The following is a 16,774-nucleotide window of genomic DNA, read 5'->3' on the forward strand; positions in this document are numbered from 1 at the left end:
AACTGGTCCACTTGGCATTACCCCGGTGCGCGCCCGGGCAAACGGGATGCGCCACAGGGGCTTCGAGGCCCAGAAAGGCGGATGGCCCATCACCGGGATGGGCCATCGGGAAAACGCTTCGACTAGCAGTCGAGACCGGACACGCAGCCGGCCAGGGTGGCCGGGTGGCCGCCGGACGCAACCGAAGGTGCCGACGTGATGGCGGACGGCGAGTGTGTCGCCGCGGCGCCGGTCGGGCTGACGCCCAATCCGCCGAATCCGACCGCCAAGGCCACCGCGGCCATTCCGCCGAACACCGCAACCGCCGTCCTCATTTGCGCCCTAATCGGCCGATCCTTTCTCTCGTAGCGCGTCGGGAGGTGGCGCGCGTCCATAAGGCAAATTCTACACCTGTGCAACTGTTGCTACAAGATAGTGTTGGGGTCGCCAGACGGCGACCGAGGGCGCGCCGAGCCGGCGGCAATGGACTAAGGCAAAACGAGTGGGCGCGAAGCGGGGGTCGCGGTGGGCGGCCGGGGCGCCTTAGGAGCCGATGGCCCATCTCGGGCTAATGGACCATCGGCGAATCAAATCGTATCCGCGGACAACTGTGGCTATGCGGGATTCTGCTGACGCCGCGGTAAGAAATTTTCTTATTCGTAAATTGGATAGTCCATCCGCGGCACGACGCGACGTCGCTCTTCGAAGCGGTGGTGCGGGCGAAGCTCGAGCGAACCGGGGTTCGCTCGAGGGCCGCCCCTTAGTCTTCCTTGGTGATCAGCTTCCGCAGCGCCACGCGGTCGGGCTTCAGCAGTTCCTCGATGCGCGGGCGGTTCACCTCGGCGACGATGATCTCGCCGACCTCCTGATTCACCTCGCTGAAGATGCCGTGGGACTTCATCTTCGACGTTTGATACTGGTTGTCCTCGGTCGGCGTCACGTAATAGACCGCGTCGGCCTTGAAGCGGTGCACCAGCCACAGGTGGATCAGCGTCATCAACCGCTTCTGGCGCAGCTTTTCGGCGAACGTGTTCTGGTCGCGCACCGTGAGGATGCTGCGGCCGTGCCGGTCCTTGATCGGATCGAACACGACGTTGGCCAGCTGTTCGTCCCCGCTGCCGTGGATGCCCAGCACCAGCACGTCCGAGCCGGGCCGCCGCGGCCGCAGCTGCACGCGCAGCTTCTCGCCGAGCTGGTAGTGCTCGCTCCACAGCGCCAGCCACTCCTCCAGCAGCTTCTTGGGCACCTCGGTCTGCACGAGATGCTGGTGCTGGGTCGAACCCTTGCCCATGGCCTTGGTGGTGGCCGTCCGCCCGGAGGACGCCTGCAGCGCCGCGTCGCTGCGTGGCCCGCCGACCAGCGTCTGCGGTGTGCGATAAGGCGACTCCACCAGGCGCATCTTGCGCTGCAGGCGAGCCAGCGCCAGCATGCCGTCCTGTTTGAGGGAGGCCGCGAACTCCTCGGCGGCGACGCCGTCGATCTGGTGGCCGCCGTAGGTGATGAAGTTGAAGACGAAGCCCATCTTGCCGAGCTCCTCGGGGAAGCGCTTCATCTGCTCATCGGTCATGCCGGTGGTGTCCCAGTTGAACGATGGGGACAGGTTGTAGGCCAGCATCTGATCGGGGAACTCGGCGTGGATCGCCTCGGCAAACTGCCGGGCGTCGGCGAGATCGGCCGTCTTGGTCTCCATCCAGAGGACGTCGGCGAACGGCGCCGCGGCCAGCGACTTGGCGATCGCGTAGGGAATGCCGCCGCGGATCTGGTAGTAGCCCTCCGGCGTCTTCGCCAACTCGCAGTCCCACGGCGGGTCGACGCCCAGCTGCTTCGCCTTCTCCCGTGCGGCGTAAAGCGACGCGCGCTGGGCGAATTGCCGCCACTCTGCCGGGCTCATGCCGACGGGCTCGTCTTCTTCACTCTCGCTGAATTCGAGCACCTCGGCGACGGCCTCGCCATAGGTCATCAGGCCGGCGTCGTCCTCCCAGGCGGCCACGAACCGCGACTCCACCTGGTCGAAGAGGTCGTCGATCGAACCCTGCCCGTCTTCGCGCCGGGCGTTGACGGCGTCGGAGATCAAGCCCTGGATGCCCTGGCGTTCGAGCCAGGCGGTGGCCGCGGCGTACTCCGAATCCGGGAGCGCATAGAGCAGATGGCCGTTGAGTTCTTTGACGCCCAGCTCGTAGAAACGCCGGAGCATCGCCAGGAAACAGGCCTTGTACGACGGGATGTTGAGGTTGGTTGCGCCGAGCAGGAACGGCTGGTCGCGCTCGTCGGCCCGGCTGTCGATCAGGTTGGCCGCCTCGGCATCGGTGCGGGCGACGATGATGCCCGGCACCCGCATGATGTCGAGCTGGAAGCGAGCGGCGTTGAGTCGCTTGATCTGTTCGTCGGAGGGCACCAGGACCTTGCCGCCCTGGTGGCCGCATTTCTTGGTACCCGGGCGCTGGTCCTCGATGTGATAGCCGGCGACGCCCACCTCGACGAAGCGGCGGACGAGGTTGCGCACGTGCGGATCACCGCCGTGCCCGGTGTCCGCGTCGGCGATGATGAACGGGCGGTAATCGTACGCGGGGGTGCTGGCTCGCTGCGCCTCGCTCATGTTCAGCCGCTGGTACTGCTGGTTGCGGTCGGCGGTCAGCAGGGCGCGCACCAGTACCGCAGCGTCGTCGGGCACCTGGCTGAGGGGATAGCTCGCCAGGTCCGGGCCGGGGTCCTCGGTGGTGGAGCCCTTGGCCGAGGTGGCCCAGCCGCCGAGATAGATGCCCTCGATGCCCATCCGCTTCATGGCCACGGCCTGGCCCGGCGAGTAGGGCCCGAACGTGGTGATGCTCTTTCTGGTGGCGAACAGCTCGCGTAGCCGGTCGTAGAAGGCGGCCGCCGCTTCGCGCGCCACGATGTAGTCGGTGGGGATCGTGCCGCGTTGTTCCACCACCTGGCGGGCCGTGTAAAGACGCGTGATTCCGGCGAACCGCGGGCCGTCCATGTATCGCTGCGTGGCGGCGATGTCGTCTTCGTACGAGGTCCGGACTTCAGTGTCCGAGTCAATGATGGCCATGGCCCTACGCTCCCTGTTCGGCACGATTCCCTTGAACGTGAGTCTATCCCCGGGGGTGACGGTTGAATCAGGGGTCAAAAGACCCGTGCCAAAACTGTTGCCAATTGCCCTCCTCCGGCCCGCGCCGGCGGCTTGAGCCCGGCGGGCACACGAGACCGTTGTTATCGACGGGCGGGCGCCGAACCGGCGCGGGCAATTCGGATTGGATGGATTCCGTTGCACGGCAGCGCATTTCAAAACCATCGAGAGCGTGCCAGACCGGCCGCCCGAACGGAAATGCGAAAAACCGGCGAACTCAGCAAACAAGAGGTACGGTCAGTGCCGTGCAAACGGAATTGCGCTATGCCCGGTGGTATCTACCGCTTTCGGTTCCTGTCGGACTGGGACCCAAACGCAGCCAACTCAGGGTGGACGCCGGCACCCTGCACGTCAAGATGGGTTGGGCATTCGACGCCCAGATTCCCTTGGCGTCGATCACCCGCGCCGAGCGGGCGAACGACCGGGTCCTCACCTTGGGGGTGCACTACTCGAGTGGGCGCTGGCTCGTCAACGGGTCGGGTAAGGGCCTGGTGGCGTTGACGATTGACCCACCGGTGGACGCGAAGGCCGTGGGCCGATCCATCTCGCTGCGCGAGTTGTGGGTCAGTGTCACCGACCCGGACGCCCTAATCGCTGCCTGCACCGGCACCGGTCCGCGCGTTTAGGCCGGGTCGGCGCCCGCGCGTCGGGCCAGCCAATCCCGCTGGCGACGGACGAATCCGCCGTCGACGACGCGTCCGTGGCCCGGCACGTAGATGGCCTCGGCTCCGCCGATCGCGAGTACCCGATCGAGGGTCGACGGCCAGGCCGCCAAATCGGAATCGGCGTCGATATCCGGGTCGGCGGACTCCTCGACGAGATCACCGGTGAAGACGACGACCGGGTCGCCCTCGCCGTCGGCGCCGGGCGCGATGACGACCAGGTCCGCGGTGGTGTGTCCCCGGCCCGGGTGGGTGACCGTCACGGTGCGATCGCCCAGGTCGACAACGGCGTCGTAGACACCGCGCTGTGGTGGCTTCAACGCCGCGATCGCGCGGTCGACCTCCGCGGGGTCCGCGCCATAGCTCATGGCTTCCGAACGGAGGTGACCGGCGTCCGACAATAAATACTCGACAACCTCTGGGGCGCAAAGGATTTCGGCTTCACCAAACGTCGAAGAACCCAGGACGTGGTCGAAGTGCTGGTGCGTCAACACGACATGCGTGACCGGCCGCCCCGCCAGCCGGCGCGCGTCGGCGGCGATGGCGTCCGCGTCGACCAGCGTGGTGCCGGTGTCGACGAGCAACGCCCCGGTGCGGCCCCCGACCAGACCGACGGTGACATCGCAGAACGCCAAGCGGCAGCGGTGAACGGTGGGCGTCAGCCGCTCCCAGGCGAAATGCATAATCCGGAAGATAGTGGTAAGCACGGCCCGAGGTCAGCGCTCGTCCGGGATGGTTGACACGTCGGAAATCTCCGGCGTCGGCCTCCCCCGCCTCGCCGACGCCGTCAACCAGGCCTGAGCGGCCGGGAGGAAGCTGCAGATGCGCGCAGTCGTCATCACCAAGCGCGGCGATCCATCGGTGCTGCGAGTGCAGCAGCGGCCCGATCCGCCGCCACCGGGCCCCGGGCAGCTGCGGGTCGCCGTGCGGGCCGCGGGGGTCAACTTCGCCGATCACCTCGCCCGCGTGGGCCTGTACCCCGATGCGCCGAAACTGCCGGCGGTGGTCGGCTACGAGGTCGCCGGGACGGTCGAGGCCGTCGGCGAGGGTGTCGATGCCGGACGCGTGGGCGAACGAGTCCTGGCGGGCACCCGGTTTGGCGGTTATGCCGAGGTCGTCAACGTGGCGGCGAGCGACTCCGTGCCGCTGCCGGCCGAGATGAGCTTCGAACGGGGCGCCGCCGTCCCGGTCAACTACGCGACCGCGTGGGCCGCGCTGCACGGATACGGGTCGCTGCGCGCCGGTGAGAGGGTGCTGGTGCACGCCGCGGCGGGCGGCGTGGGCATCGCGGCGGTCCAGTTCGCGAAGGCCGCCGGGGCGGAGGTGCATGGCACCGCATCGCCCACGAAGCATCAGAAGCTGGCCGAACTGGGGGTGGATCGGGCGATCCATTACCGGCGCGACGGCTGGTGGGAGGGCCTGGAACCGTACGACGTGGTGCTCGACGCGCTGGGCGGAACTTCCTTGCGGCGGTCCTACGCGCTGCTGCGGCCGGGCGGAAGGCTTGTGGGATACGGGGTTTCGAACCTGCAGCACGGCGAGAAACGCTCGCTGCGGGCGGCGGCCCCACACGCCCTGGCGATGCTGCGTGGGTTCAACCTGATCGACCAACTCTCGGAGTCCAAGGCCGTGATCGGCCTGAACATGCTGCGGCTGTGGGACGACCGCGGCACCCTCGAGCCGTGGATCACCCCCCTGACCAAGGCCCTCGAAGATCAGACGATCGCGCCCATCGTCCACGCGGCGGTGCCGTTCGACGAAGCGCCGGAGGCGCACCGCATCCTGGCGGCCCGCGAGAACGTCGGCAAGGTGGTCCTGGTGCCGTGAGTTTTTAGCGGCCCCGCAGTGGTTATCTATCCCCCATGGCTGTCACCGAATCCCGCGAGGTCGTCATCGAAGCGACACCGGATGAGATCATGGATGTGCTGTTCGACATCGAATCGCTGCCCGAGTGGTCGTCGGTTCATCAAAAGGTGGAGGTTCTCGAGCGGGACGATCAGGGCCACCCCACCAGGTCGAAGCAAGTGGTCAAATTGGTCGGCGTCAGCGACGAGCAAGAGTTGGCGTACACGGTTCACGACGACGGCGTGAGCTGGACCCTGGTCAACGCCAAACAGCAGCGCGCGCAGGACGGCCGCTACACGCTGACGCCCGACGGCGACTCCACCCGGGTGAGCTTCGATCTGACCGTCGACCTGTTGATGCCGGTGCCCGGGTTCTTGATCAAGCGCGGGTCCAAGAGCCTGATGGACACCGCCACCAAGGGGCTGCGCAAGCGCGTGCTCGACGTGAAGAAGCGCGACTCCTAGCGGCGCTGCGGCACTACCGGACGGCCGCCGCGCGGTCCACACTGTCCGTTATGGAATCGACGACGCCGCGCGGCCCTCGCCGGATCGCATCGATCATCGGCGGGCTCGCGATCATCGCCGCGCTGGTCGGCTGCGGCGGCCACGGTGACACCCGGGTGACGTCGCCGTCGACGCCGAAGGTGACGACCCTGGGGCGCACGGTCGCGGCCGCGCCCGCCGGGGCGCCGTTGACCATCAGCAGCCCGGCGTTCGGCGACGGCGCCCCGATTCCCGTGCAGTACACATGCAAAGGGGCCGACATCGCGCCGCCGCTGGCATGGTCGGCACCATTGGGGGCGGCGCTCGTGGTCGACGACCCGGACGCCGTCAACGGGCTGTACGTGCACTGGGTCGTGGTGGGCATCGCGCCGGGATCCGGCAGCACCGCCGATGGTCAGACGCCCGCCGGGGCGGCCACGCTGCCGAACACGGCCGGGCAGGCCGCCTACAAGGGTCCGTGCCCGCCGGCGGGGACCGGCACGCACCACTATCGGTTCACCCTCTACCAGCTGCCCAACGACTACCAGCTCCCCGGTGGCCTCGCCGGCGTGCAGGCGGCGCAGACGATCGGCGGCGCCGCGACCGCCCAGGCACAGCTGACCGGAACCTTCGCGGGCTGAGCGTCAGGCCATGTCGTCGAGCGCCTGATAGCCGGCGTTGTAGCCGGGCGTGAACGTGATGCCCGGCCCGCCATGGCAACCCGCGCCGCCGAGGTAGAGACCGTCGATAGGGATCGGGAAGTCGAGGAACCCCTTGGGGCCCGGCCGGTTCGGGCCCATCAAATCCGGATGCAGCAGGCCGTGGCAGAAGTCGCCGGCGGGCGCGCCGAACATCGTGTTCATGTGGTAGGGCGCGAACGTGATGTGGCGGATCACGATGTCCTTGAAGTTCGGGGCCAGCCGGGTGATCTTGTCGATAACGCGTTGCGCCATCACGTTTTTGAGATGACCATGGTCCTGGCGGTCGACTTCGACCGGGAACGCGTACGCGTAGGCGCTGGCGGCGTGCTTACCGGGCGGCGCCATGCCCGGATCGTGCACGGACGGTATCTGCATTCCCATCGAGGGGTTGTCCGGGACGATGCCCCGACGGCAGTTCTCCCAATGCAGTTGTTGTTCTTCGGGATCGCCGAAGATCCCGACCGATTGCTGCATGCCTTCTTCGTTCAAGAACTCATACGGTGCGGCGAACTCCGGCAGTCCGTCGAGGGCGAAGTGGATCTGCACGAACGAGGCCCGGTGGTCGCGGCCGGACAGCCGCGAGACCAGCTCCGGCGGCACGTGTTCGGAGTCGATGAGCTCGGTGAGCGTGACGTCGGGCGCGAGGTTGGAGACGACGATCGGGGCGGAGATGGTGGAACCGTCGCGTAACCGCACCCCGGCCACCGCGCCGTGCTCGACGAGGATCTGGTCCACCTTGGCGCGGTAGCGGATCTCACCGCCGTGGGAGACGAACAGCTCACGCAAGTGTTCGGTGAGGGCGCCGATCCCGCCCTTGAGTTTGGTCATCATCGCGGTGGAATCGTCGGGTACCGCCAGCGCGAAGGCCAGGCACGTCGCGCTGCCCGGGGTGTAGGGCCCACGGTAGGTGGAGTTGACGGCCAGGAACGCGAGCATTCCCCGGATGACCGCATGCCTGTCCTTGTCCGGCAGGTAGCGGTCGATGACATCCATCGCCGACCCGAACAGCATTTCGTGAATGGCCCGGCGCTCCGCGTCGTTGGCCGCGCAGGCATACATCTCGTCGAGGGTCTTGGGGGGTGTGCGGACGTCGAAGCGCCCCAACGCCTTTGCCGGCCCCTGGCTCCACCCGATCAATTCCGCCATGCCGGTGACGGCTGCCATGCCGTGCTTGTCGCCCAGGTGCGTCATCAGCTGCATCGGGTCGCGGTAGAAGATCATCGGCTCCTCGCCGTGGTCGCCGATGTTGGTCGACATCACCTCTGGCTCCACCGTGGGCAGGGTGTCGAGCCCAAGGTCTTTGGTGATCTGGCTCGCGGTGGGAAACTGCACCGAACCGGCGATCTCGTAGCGGAAGCCGTCGATCAGTTCGACGGTGGCGGCCATGCCGCCCGCATAGGTGTTGGCCTCCAGGCACAGCGTGCGCAGGCCCGCGCGCTGCAGCACCGCGGCCGCGGTCAATCCGTTGTGTCCGGCTCCCACGACGATCGCGTCATAGTCCGACATGGCTTCCTCCCTCGGGTCGGCGCGCGTGGACAAGAATATGTCAGTACTGACATAATTGGAAGATGTCAGCCCTGACGACTTCCGGCCGGCTGGGATACCATCTCGATGGGATGAGCGCGCCGACGAACCGCCACGAGCTACGCCGACGATCGACGCACGAGGCACTGCGCCGAGCGGCCTTGAAAAGCTTCGCGCACAAGGGATTTGCCAACGTCACGGTGACCGAACTGGCGCGGGAGGCCGGCGTCACGGAGCGAACCTTCTTCCGGCACTTCCCCACGAAGGAGGCGGTGCTCTTCCAGGACTACGAGACGCAGCTGGAATGGCTGGCCGAGGCGCTCGCCGGCCGCCCCGCCTCCGAGTCGCTCTTCGATGCGGTGCTGGCGAGCGTCGCGGCGTTCCCGCATGACCTCGAAGTGGTCCGCCAGGCCGCGACGGCCCGCTCGGAGCTGATCAGCGCGGAGCGCATCGCCGGTCACCTGCGCGTCGTGCAAGCGTCGTTCGCGCAAGTGCTGACCGACTTCGTCAAGGGCCGCAACGTGGGAGTGGCGAACATCGATCTGCTCGCCGAGGTCGCGGGCTCGGCCCTGGCCGCGGCCCTCGTTGTGGCAGTGGAGAATTGGGGCCGCAACGGCTGCGCGGGGGATCTCGGCGAACGGGTGGCGTCCAGTCTGGATCTGCTGCGCTCGGGCTTCGCGCCGCTCGCCTGACCCGTTCCACGGTGGCGACCCCGGGCAACGCGGCCGCGCGCAGGCTCAAACGTGCTGCGCGCTCTCGATGGCGGCCTCGACGAAGCGGCGCAGCACGGCGTTGCGGGGGCGCGGCAGAAACGCCAGGGCGACCGGGCTCTCGGGGGCGCCACGCAGCGCGACGAACCGGACGCCCGGGTGGATGTTGCGGCGGACCGCTACGTCGGGGATCACGCCGATGCCGCGATCGGCAGCGACGGACTCGAGCCACTCATCGAAATTGGTTGTCTCCACAATTGTTTTCGGTCCCTCCCCCGGCGGCCACGACCATGGCCCGGTGGTCCCGCTGGCGGTGTTGACGACCAACGGCCATCGCGGGACCTCGGCCCAATCCAATTCCGATCGGGACGCCAGCGGCGAGTGCACCGAACACACGGCCACTCGTTTCTCGTCGAACAGATGCACCACCCGCACGGCGGTCGGCGTCACCTGTCCGCGGACCACGGCGACGTCGACCCGGCCCTGTTGCACGGCACTGAGCGCATCGTCGGTGCGGACCAGCCGGACCGTCGTCCCGGTGGCTCGTTCGAAACGGGCGACGGTGTCCTGCGCCCACGGGTCGGGCAGCAACCAGCTGAATCCGAGCCCGATGCTGGCCTGCCGACGCACGGCGCCGAACGCCCGCTCCAGTTCGGCGAGCACCCGCTCGACATGCTCGAGCAACGTCCGCCCGGCCCGGGTCGTCTCCACGTGCCGCGAACTGCGGTCCACCAGCGTCACGCCGAGCGCGTCTTCGAGTTGCCGGATGGTCCGGCTGAGCGCCGGCTGGGTGATGCGAAGTTCGTCGGCGGCCTGGGTGAACGACGCGAGTCGCGCCACCGCCTCGAACGCCCGGAGGTGGCGCAATTCGACTCGACCACCATCGAACGCGCCCATGCCTGACGAGCATAGATCGATTACAGCAGGCATTTCACAGTCGATCCGGGCGGACCTAACGTCGTGGCTAGGACACAGATCGTAAGGAGACACCATGCCGCTGCTGTACATCGACCTCGTCGAGGGCCGCACGCCGTCGGAGGTGCGCGCGTTGCTCGACGCCGTGCACGAGTCGGTCGTCGAGGCGTTCGGGGTGCCACCGCGCGACCGTTACCAGGTGGTGCGCAGCCATCCCGCCCACGAAATCATCGCGCTGGACACGGGCCTTGGCATCGCGCGGTCGGCGCAACAGGTGATCGTCCACGTGGTGAGCCGCCGGCGCACGCGGGCGATGAAGGAGAAGTTCTACGAACTGCTGGCCACCAACCTGGCGGAGCGGTGCGGGCTCGACCCGGCTGACCTGATCGTCTCGATCACCGAAAACGGCGACGAGGATTGGTCGTTCGGCCACGGCCGGGCGCAGTTTCTCACCGGGGAGCTCAAATGAGCCTCGACACTCGAATCACGAACCTGCTCGGGATCCAACACCCCGTCGTGCTCGCCCCGATGGCGATGATCTCCGGGGGGCGGCTGGCGGCGGCGGTGGCCGCGGCGGGCGGCCTCGGCCTGATCGGCGGGGGCTACGGCGACGCGGAATGGCTGCGGCGCGAATTCGAGCTGGCCGAGGACGCGAATGTCGGCTGCGGTTTCATCACCTGGAGCCTGGCCCGGCAACCGGAGCTGCTCGACGTGGCCCTGGAGCGGCGGCCCGCCGCGATCATGTTGTCCTTCGGCGAGCTGCAGCCGTTCGCCGATCGCATCCGCGCCACCGGCGTCCCGCTCATCGCGCAGGCGCAGACGCTCGACCACGCGCGCCGGGCCCTGGACGCCGGCGCCGATGTCGTGGTGGCCCAGGGCGGCGAGGCGGGCGGACACGGGATGACCGCCCGGTCCACCTTCACGCTGGTGCCCGACGTCGTCGACCTGGTCGCCGAACGTTCGCCCGGCACGCCGACGCTGGCCGCGGGCGGGGTCAGCGACGGGCGCGGCCTGGCCGCCGCGCTGGCGCTCGGCGCCGACGGGGCGCTGGTGGGCACCCGCTTCTGGGCGACGCCGGAGGCGCTGGTGTCGCCGCGCGCGCACGAGCGGGCGCTGGCGGCCTCCGGTGACGAGACGGTTCGCACGCGCGCCTACGACCTTGTGCGACGGCTGGATTGGCCGGCCGAATACAACGCGCGGGCGCTCGGCAACGCGTTCCTCGACACGTGGCATGGCCACCAGGACGGGCTGGCGGCATCGCTGCCCGACGCGGTGGCCGCCTACGAAAAAGCCGTCGCCGCCGAGGATTTCGACACCGCCGCCATTCTTGTCGGCGAGGGCGTGGGCCTGCTCCGGCGGGTCCGGCCCGCGGCCGACATCGTGACCGACATGGTCGAGCAGGCCGCCCGGATCCTCAACCGACCGGCCTCAGTACAGCGGTGACCAGTCCGACGTCCGCAGCAGCCGGCTCTGCCACTGGTCGCGGTACTTGAGCGCGTCGAACATGTAGCTGCCGGAACGCGGCCTCGACGTCGTCTTCACAGCGTCCGCGGGCGTTGTGCACCTCGTGCATGAACAGCATGCCGAGACCTCCCACCGAGGGCGCTCGGCCTTGAGCGGCCCCGTCCAACGGACGCTAACGCCGACCGGTTGGCCGTGTCCATGGGCGGCTTTGCGCGGCCCTGGACAGGTGGGGGGCGAACTGGTTTGCTCGACTCAGTAATTACCCTCACCGGGCAGGAGTCGCCGATGGCCCGTCTCACCGTGCCGGATGGCCCGGGCGGCGAAGCCGCGATGATCTGGACGCTACGGCCGCAGCTCGGCGACGTGGTGGAGCGGATGATCCGCGGTGCCTACCAGCAGAGCGTGTTGCCTGCCGACGAGCGCGAGCTGGCCAGGATGCGCATCGCGCAGATCAACGACTGCGCCGCCTGCTCCGGCTTTCGGGCCCAGTCCGTGCTGGACGCCGGCGTGCCGCCGGAGCTCTACGACAACGTCGCCGCGGACGCCAGCTACCCGGGCTACACGCCGCGCCAGCGGCTAGCCATCGAATTCGCCGAGCGCTTCGCCACCGACCATGCGTCGTTGGACGACGCATTCTTCGAGCGGCTGCGGGAGTCGTTCTCCGACCCCGAGATCCTCGATCTCACCCTCTGCGTCGCGGTATTTCTCGGCCTGGGCCGTTCGCTGACCGTGTTGGGTGTCGATCAGTCCTGCGCGATCGATCTTTAGTGAGGAACACACCGGATGGACCTGGCCAGCGTCGACGAACTGCTGACGACGACGCGGGCGGTGCGAAAGCGCCTCGACCTGAACCGCCCGGTCGGTCGCGACGTGATTCTCGAATGCATCCGGCTGGCGATGCAGGCGCCCACCGCGAGCAATACGCAGGACTGGCGGTGGCTGGTGATCACCGATGCCGACAAGCGCGCCGCGATCGCCGAGATCTACCGCAGCGTAGGCGCCGAGTATCTGGCTCGTGCCGCCGAGGAGGCGTCGGACCCGCAGACGCGGCGCGTATACGCCGGCGCGTTCGCCCTGACCGAAACGCTGGGCAAGGTTCCCGTCCACGTGATCCCCTGCCTGGCGAACCGCATCGACAACTCCACCCTGTTAACCGCCGCGTCGGCTTGGGCGTCGATCATCCCGGCGGGCTGGAGCTTCCTGCTGGCCCTGCGGTCTCGGGGGCTGGGTTCGGTGTGGACGACGATGCATCTGGCCAAGGAGCGGGAGGTGGCCGAGCTCCTCGGCATCCCCGACACGGTCACGCAGGCCGCGCTGTTTCCGGTGGCCTACACCATCGGCACGGATTTCCGGCCCGCCGCGCGGCCGCCGGCGGAGACAGTCACGTTCTGGGATAGCTGGGGAGACGGCTGATGCAGTCCTACACCGTGCGGTTTCATGTCGACGCGCCACCGGCGAAGGTGTGGCGGGTCCTGCATCCGCCGGCGCCGCCCGACGCGCCCCGGCCCCGAGTCCTCGAATGGCCCGGCGGCAGCATGGAGATCCTCAACGAGGGCAACGAGGCAGGCGAGGGTCTGGTCCGCACCTGCGTCTACGAGGTGCCGAAGTACCTGCTGTCGGGCGGCCGGGCACGGTCGTGGGAGACCGTCACGGAGGCCGAAAAGAACAAGCTGTCGCGGTACGTCGCCGTCGGCGCGCCGCTTTGGTCCCGGGCCGAGGGCTACCACCGGCTCGAGGAGCAGCCGGACGGGACCACCGTGCTGACCTTCCACGAGACCTACCACGCCTACAACCCGGTGTTGCGGTTCCTTCTCGAACGGCCGGTACACGCGAGGATTTCCCGCGACAACCTCAAGACGTACGAGCATGCGCTCGGCTATGCCGGCCGCGTTCGGCGCCTGACTTAGGGGTCGCCGACCAGGGTTTACGTGCCCGACGAGGGCAACCGCCGTATGCCGCGTTGTGTGATTTACGGTGCCCACCCCGGTACGCTGGCGTGCTATGGGGTTTGAGGCTGGTGTTCCTACCGCGGCACGGCTGGCCGTCGCGGGACTGATGATCGCGGGTTGGACCGCTTCGGCGGGTTTCGCGGGGGCCGACCCGGACCAGACGCCGGCGCCGTCACCGTCGCCGGCGGCCTCGCAGGGGCCGCCACCGGGCCCGCCGCCGACGTCCGCCTCGCCGGCGCCCTCGCCGGCCGCCTCGTCGCCCTCACCCGGCGCTTCGCCGTCGCCCTCACCCGGCGCTTCGCCGGCCGCCGCACCGGGACCGGGACCGAAGACGACGATCGACAAGGACGGCCTCTACAACGTCGGGTCCGACATCGCGCCCGGCATCTACAGCTCGGGCGGTCCCGTCAACAACGGCACCTGCTATTGGAAGCGGACGGGCAACCCCGACGGCAACATCATCGACAACGCGATGAGCAAGAAGCCGCAGGTCGTGCAGATCGACCCGACCGACAAGGCGTTCAAGACCTCGGGTTGTCAGCCCTGGCAGCTGACCCCGGATGCTGTCCTACCGCCCACCACCCCGCCCGCTGGCGTGCAGGGCACGCTCGGGGTCCTCAACGGGCTGCTCGGCGGGCAGGGCGGCGGGCAGCAGCCTCCCCATTCCTGACGGGCGCTGACGGGGTTCCGCCCGGTTTCGTTACGGTGGCGCCGTGGCCAGTGCGCAACAGATTGTCGTGGTCGGTGCCGGAGTCAGCGGGCTGACGTCGGCCGTGCGCCTGGCCGAGGCCGGCTGGCCGGTGCGGGTCTGGACGGCCGCGCTGCCGCAGCAGACGACCTCGAAGGTGGCGGGTGCGGTGTGGTTGCCGCCGCGGCCCGCGGGGCGTGCCGGCGACACCCTGGAGTGGACGGAGCACTCGCTGCGGGTCTTCGGCGAACTCGCCAACGATCCCGACTCCGGCGTCCAACTCGCGCCGGCGCTCGCCGCCGGTGAATTGACCGCGGCCGAGGCGATGTCGTCCGCGGCGGCGCTGATCCCCGGCCTGCGGCCGGCCGATCCGTCCGACCTCCCCGAGGGCTTCGGCAACGGCTTCCGCGCCACGCTGCCGATGATCGACATGCCGCACTATCTCGACTACCTGACCCGGCGACTGGCCGCGGCCGGCGGCGACATCGAGGTGCATCCGGTGCGCTCGCTGGCCGAGGCGGCCGACGCCGCCCCGATCGTGGTCAACTGCACCGGCCTCGCCGCGGGACAGCTGACCGGCGACGAGACCGTGCGCCCGCTGTTCGGCCAGCACGTCGTGCTCACGAATCCCGGCCTGCGCCAGCTATTCCTGGAGATCGACGGCGGTCCCGAATGGACCTGCTACTTTCCCCATCCCCAGCGGGTGGTGTGCGGAGGTGTCAGCGTCGCCGGCCGCTGGGACACCGCCGCGGATCACGCCGTGACGGAGCGAATCCTGCGGCGCTGCAGGCAGATCGAGCCCAGGCTCGCCGAAGCCGAGGTGATAGAGATCATCACCGGCCTGCGGCCCGACCGTCCCACGGTGCGCGTGGAAGCTGAGCCGCTGGGTCGGGCCCGGTGCATTCACAACTACGGTCACGGCGGCAACGGCGTGACCCTGTCATGGGGTTGCGCGCGCGACGTGGTCCGACTGGTGGGTCAGGGGGCGGCGCGCAGGCGGGGCCGCTGAGCCTTCAGGCCCGGGTGCGGCGGCCGACGTCGCGAATCACCAGCGACAGCAGCCAGCTCACGATGGACAACACGATCGCCGCCCAGATCGCCGTCCACCAGAAGTGATCGATCTGCAGACCCCAGTGCGTGGTGTGTTCGGTGATCCGGGCGGTCAGCCACAACATCAGCGCGTTGACGACGACGTGGAACAGCCCGAGCGTGAGGATGTAGAGCGGGATCGACAGAATCTGGACGATCGGCTTGATGAACGCGTTGACCAAGCCGAAGATGACGGCGACGACGAAGATGATGCCTACCCGCTCCAGTTTGGTGTCGCCGCCGACGAAGGTGATCCCGTGCACGAACTTGGTAACCAGCCATAGCGCGAAACCGGTCAGCGCGGCGCGCAGCAGAAAGGGGCCCATGCTCACGATCCTCCCACCACCGGTGCGCTAAGGGCAGCCTTTTCCGCTCACCGCCGGACGCTAGCTAAGCGTCGCCGCGCCGCCCCTCAGCCAACGACCGAGACCGGCTGCCAATCATCAACCCCGAGAACCTAATTCAGGTTGTAGAAGCGCTGCGCGTTCAACCCACCGATCTTCTCGCGGGCCTCTTCGCTGATATCCGGACGCGTCCGCAGGTGCTTGGTGCTTTCCGGCCATTCGCCGTCCCAGTGCGGGTAGTCGCTGGCGAACATGATGAAGTCGGCGCCGAGCACGTCGATCACCCCGGGCAGGATGGGTTCCTCCGGCTCGCACGTCACCCAGATGTTGCCCGCCGCCAGGTATTCGTGCGGGTCGCGGCGCCAGCCGCGTTCGACCCAATCGCCCCGCTTCTCGTAGTGCTCGTGCAGGCGATCCATGAAGAACGGGACCCAGCCCGCGCCCGCCTCGAGGAAGGCGACGCGCAACCGCGGGTGGCGCTCGAAGACGCCGCCGGACACCAACGCCGTCATCGCCGTCATCTGGTCGAACGGGAAACTGATGCAGTGCACCTGAATGTAGTTGGTGAAGCGGTCCACGCCGATCTTCGGCAGGTGAATGCCCGGGGCGCCGTGGATGCCCAACGGCATCTCCAGGTCGACCGCTGCGGCGTAAAAGGGGTCGAGGTCGGGGTGGTCGAGGTTACGCGTCTTGAGCGCCGGCGGGACCAGGGTAGCCACCAGCCCAAGCTCTTTCGCTTCGGTCATGACGTCGATCGCCGCCTGGCCGTGCTCGATCGGGGTGACGGCGACGCCCCGTAACCGTCCATCCGACGGGGCGCAGTAATCCGCGATCCACTGGTTGTACAGCCGGGCGAACCCGGCGGCGAACTCCGGATCCTCGAGGGTAGGCGCACACAGGCCCAGGCTCGGATACAACACCATCGTGTCGATGTGGTCGCGGTCGGCGTCGCCCAGCACGCCCTCGGTCGATCGACAGTTGATGTCGGGCGCCTTGCTGATGCCGTGCTCCGGTGGACACCCCGCACCCGGGCCCTGGTCCTCCGGATAGTTGCGGCCTTCGAACGTCAACCGCATCCGCCCGTCGGTGCTGGGCTTGACGTACTGCGGCCAGCGTTTGATCGCTTCGATTGCCAGCGAGGGATTCTCGGCGACGTGACCATCGGCGTCGATGATGCGCATGTATCCGGAACTTACTCTCGCGAATTGCGTGTTGAAACGGCTCACGCGAACTCTTTCGGACAGCCCCCGCGGACGACTCCGATCGACATAGCGCACGCGCGCGGGCAGAAG

General features: G+C 68.4%; 19 protein-coding genes. 12 read left to right on the plus strand and 7 right to left on the minus strand.

The annotated features are described in order from the left end of the window. Positions 1–122: 122 nt before the first annotated feature. Complete coding sequence (locus tag BRW65_RS31705; RefSeq protein ID WP_167374025.1) at positions 123–314, minus strand: hypothetical protein; 192 nt, start codon at positions 312–314, stop codon at positions 123–125. Positions 315–739: 425 nt separating this feature from the next. After that, on the minus strand, positions 740–3,031 hold the full coding sequence (gene aceA / locus BRW65_RS09850; RefSeq protein WP_073874025.1) for an isocitrate lyase ICL2: 2,292 nt from the start codon (positions 3,029–3,031) through the stop codon (positions 740–742). Positions 3,032–3,354: 323 nt separating this feature from the next. Between aceA and BRW65_RS09855 the strand changes: the two genes are divergently transcribed. Continuing rightward, a complete protein-coding gene (locus BRW65_RS09855) occupies positions 3,355–3,735 on the plus strand; it encodes a hypothetical protein (RefSeq protein WP_073874027.1) in 381 nt (126 codons plus the stop codon). On the opposite strand, the gene BRW65_RS09860 is transcribed toward BRW65_RS09855, so the two are convergent. Then, positions 3,732–4,454: an MBL fold metallo-hydrolase gene (locus BRW65_RS09860; RefSeq protein ID WP_073874028.1), complete on the minus strand. Its 723-nt coding sequence runs from the start codon at positions 4,452–4,454 to the stop codon at positions 3,732–3,734. The genes BRW65_RS09855 and BRW65_RS09860 overlap by 4 nt on opposite strands. A gap of 139 nt (positions 4,455–4,593) precedes the next feature. On the opposite strand from BRW65_RS09860, the gene BRW65_RS09865 reads away from it, so the two are divergent. Genes BRW65_RS09865 through BRW65_RS09875 form a run of 3 tightly spaced genes read left to right on the plus strand, consistent with a single transcriptional unit; the run spans position 4,594 to position 6,739 of the window. Further along, the gene (locus BRW65_RS09865) at positions 4,594–5,598 is read left to right on the plus strand and encodes a zinc-binding dehydrogenase (protein ID WP_073874030.1); all 1,005 of its coding nucleotides are present in this window, start codon (positions 4,594–4,596) and stop codon (positions 5,596–5,598) included. Positions 5,599–5,633: 35 nt separating this feature from the next. Beyond that, complete coding sequence (locus tag BRW65_RS09870; protein WP_073874032.1) at positions 5,634–6,080, plus strand: SRPBCC family protein; 447 nt, start codon at positions 5,634–5,636, stop codon at positions 6,078–6,080. 50 nt (positions 6,081–6,130) lie between these two features. Beyond that, on the plus strand, positions 6,131–6,739 hold the full coding sequence (locus BRW65_RS09875) for a YbhB/YbcL family Raf kinase inhibitor-like protein (protein ID WP_073874034.1): 609 nt from the start codon (positions 6,131–6,133) through the stop codon (positions 6,737–6,739). A 3-nt stretch (positions 6,740–6,742) separates the two neighbouring features. On the opposite strand, the gene BRW65_RS09880 is transcribed toward BRW65_RS09875, so the two are convergent. Continuing rightward, positions 6,743–8,305, minus strand: a complete 1,563-nt coding sequence (locus BRW65_RS09880) for a phytoene desaturase family protein (RefSeq protein ID WP_073874036.1) — start codon at positions 8,303–8,305, stop codon at positions 6,743–6,745. Positions 8,306–8,415: 110 nt separating this feature from the next. On the opposite strand from BRW65_RS09880, the gene BRW65_RS09885 reads away from it, so the two are divergent. Continuing rightward, the gene (locus BRW65_RS09885) at positions 8,416–9,015 is read left to right on the plus strand and encodes a TetR/AcrR family transcriptional regulator (protein ID WP_073874038.1); all 600 of its coding nucleotides are present in this window, start codon (positions 8,416–8,418) and stop codon (positions 9,013–9,015) included. 45 nt (positions 9,016–9,060) lie between these two features. Here the strand turns inward: BRW65_RS09885 and BRW65_RS09890 are convergent, their stop codons facing one another. After that, the gene (locus BRW65_RS09890; RefSeq protein WP_073874040.1) at positions 9,061–9,930 is read right to left on the minus strand and encodes a LysR family transcriptional regulator; all 870 of its coding nucleotides are present in this window, start codon (positions 9,928–9,930) and stop codon (positions 9,061–9,063) included. Positions 9,931–10,024: 94 nt separating this feature from the next. On the opposite strand from BRW65_RS09890, the gene BRW65_RS09895 reads away from it, so the two are divergent. The 7 genes from BRW65_RS09895 to BRW65_RS09925 all read left to right on the plus strand — a co-directional run bounded on the left by BRW65_RS09895 (position 10,025) and on the right by BRW65_RS09925 (position 15,058). Further along, entirely contained in the window at positions 10,025–10,417 is a 393-nt protein-coding gene (locus BRW65_RS09895; RefSeq protein ID WP_073874042.1) for a tautomerase family protein, read from the plus strand. Beyond that, positions 10,414–11,391 (plus strand): NAD(P)H-dependent flavin oxidoreductase, encoded by a 978-nt coding sequence (locus tag BRW65_RS09900; protein WP_073874044.1) that lies wholly within the window; start codon positions 10,414–10,416, stop codon positions 11,389–11,391. Before BRW65_RS09895 ends, BRW65_RS09900 begins: the two co-directional genes overlap by 4 nt. A gap of 306 nt (positions 11,392–11,697) precedes the next feature. Further along, entirely contained in the window at positions 11,698–12,180 is a 483-nt protein-coding gene (locus BRW65_RS09905) for a carboxymuconolactone decarboxylase family protein (protein WP_073874046.1), read from the plus strand. 15 nt (positions 12,181–12,195) lie between these two features. Then, on the plus strand, positions 12,196–12,825 hold the full coding sequence (locus BRW65_RS09910; RefSeq protein ID WP_073874048.1) for a nitroreductase family protein: 630 nt from the start codon (positions 12,196–12,198) through the stop codon (positions 12,823–12,825). Next, positions 12,825–13,319, plus strand: coding sequence for an SRPBCC family protein (locus BRW65_RS09915; protein WP_073874050.1), 495 nt, complete (start codon positions 12,825–12,827; stop codon positions 13,317–13,319). The genes BRW65_RS09910 and BRW65_RS09915 overlap by 1 nt, the downstream gene beginning before the upstream one ends. A gap of 94 nt (positions 13,320–13,413) precedes the next feature. After that, the gene (locus BRW65_RS09920) at positions 13,414–14,031 is read left to right on the plus strand and encodes a hypothetical protein (RefSeq protein WP_208611780.1); all 618 of its coding nucleotides are present in this window, start codon (positions 13,414–13,416) and stop codon (positions 14,029–14,031) included. A gap of 43 nt (positions 14,032–14,074) precedes the next feature. Continuing rightward, on the plus strand, positions 14,075–15,058 hold the full coding sequence (locus BRW65_RS09925; RefSeq protein ID WP_073874055.1) for an FAD-dependent oxidoreductase: 984 nt from the start codon (positions 14,075–14,077) through the stop codon (positions 15,056–15,058). A gap of 4 nt (positions 15,059–15,062) precedes the next feature. On the opposite strand, the gene BRW65_RS09930 is transcribed toward BRW65_RS09925, so the two are convergent. Next, a complete protein-coding gene (locus BRW65_RS09930; RefSeq protein WP_073874057.1) occupies positions 15,063–15,464 on the minus strand; it encodes a phage holin family protein in 402 nt (133 codons plus the stop codon). A 131-nt stretch (positions 15,465–15,595) separates the two neighbouring features. After that, positions 15,596–16,663, minus strand: coding sequence for an amidohydrolase family protein (locus tag BRW65_RS09935; protein WP_073874060.1), 1,068 nt, complete (start codon positions 16,661–16,663; stop codon positions 15,596–15,598). Between the last annotated feature and the right edge of the window lie 111 nt (positions 16,664–16,774).

Source organism: Mycobacterium paraffinicum, from assembly GCF_001907675.1.
GTDB lineage: Bacteria > Actinomycetota > Actinomycetes > Mycobacteriales > Mycobacteriaceae > Mycobacterium > Mycobacterium paraffinicum_A.

Excerpts from the sequence above, each read along its gene's own strand:
- BRW65_RS09905 (WP_073874046.1), top strand. The coding sequence starts at position 11,698 with ATGGCCCGTCTCACCGTGCCGGATGGCCCGGGCGGCGAAGCCGCGATG.
- BRW65_RS09895 (WP_073874042.1), top strand. The coding sequence starts at position 10,025 with ATGCCGCTGCTGTACATCGACCTCGTCGAGGGCCGCACGCCGTCGGAG.
- BRW65_RS09900 (WP_073874044.1), top strand. The coding sequence starts at position 10,414 with ATGAGCCTCGACACTCGAATCACGAACCTGCTCGGGATCCAACACCCC.
- BRW65_RS09875 (WP_073874034.1), top strand. The coding sequence starts at position 6,131 with ATGGAATCGACGACGCCGCGCGGCCCTCGCCGGATCGCATCGATCATC.
- BRW65_RS09910 (WP_073874048.1), top strand. The coding sequence starts at position 12,196 with ATGGACCTGGCCAGCGTCGACGAACTGCTGACGACGACGCGGGCGGTG.
- BRW65_RS09935 (WP_073874060.1), bottom strand. The coding sequence starts at position 16,663 with ATGCGCATCATCGACGCCGATGGTCACGTCGCCGAGAATCCCTCGCTG.
- aceA (WP_073874025.1), bottom strand. The coding sequence starts at position 3,031 with ATGGCCATCATTGACTCGGACACTGAAGTCCGGACCTCGTACGAAGAC.
- BRW65_RS09860 (WP_073874028.1), bottom strand. The coding sequence starts at position 4,454 with ATGCATTTCGCCTGGGAGCGGCTGACGCCCACCGTTCACCGCTGCCGC.
- BRW65_RS09920 (WP_208611780.1), top strand. The coding sequence starts at position 13,414 with ATGGGGTTTGAGGCTGGTGTTCCTACCGCGGCACGGCTGGCCGTCGCG.
- BRW65_RS09930 (WP_073874057.1), bottom strand. The coding sequence starts at position 15,464 with ATGGGCCCCTTTCTGCTGCGCGCCGCGCTGACCGGTTTCGCGCTATGG.
- BRW65_RS09915 (WP_073874050.1), top strand. The coding sequence starts at position 12,825 with ATGCAGTCCTACACCGTGCGGTTTCATGTCGACGCGCCACCGGCGAAG.
- BRW65_RS09890 (WP_073874040.1), bottom strand. The coding sequence starts at position 9,930 with ATGGGCGCGTTCGATGGTGGTCGAGTCGAATTGCGCCACCTCCGGGCG.
- BRW65_RS09880 (WP_073874036.1), bottom strand. The coding sequence starts at position 8,305 with ATGTCGGACTATGACGCGATCGTCGTGGGAGCCGGACACAACGGATTG.
- BRW65_RS09870 (WP_073874032.1), top strand. The coding sequence starts at position 5,634 with ATGGCTGTCACCGAATCCCGCGAGGTCGTCATCGAAGCGACACCGGAT.
- BRW65_RS09885 (WP_073874038.1), top strand. The coding sequence starts at position 8,416 with ATGAGCGCGCCGACGAACCGCCACGAGCTACGCCGACGATCGACGCAC.
- BRW65_RS31705 (WP_167374025.1), bottom strand. The coding sequence starts at position 314 with ATGAGGACGGCGGTTGCGGTGTTCGGCGGAATGGCCGCGGTGGCCTTG.
- BRW65_RS09865 (WP_073874030.1), top strand. The coding sequence starts at position 4,594 with ATGCGCGCAGTCGTCATCACCAAGCGCGGCGATCCATCGGTGCTGCGA.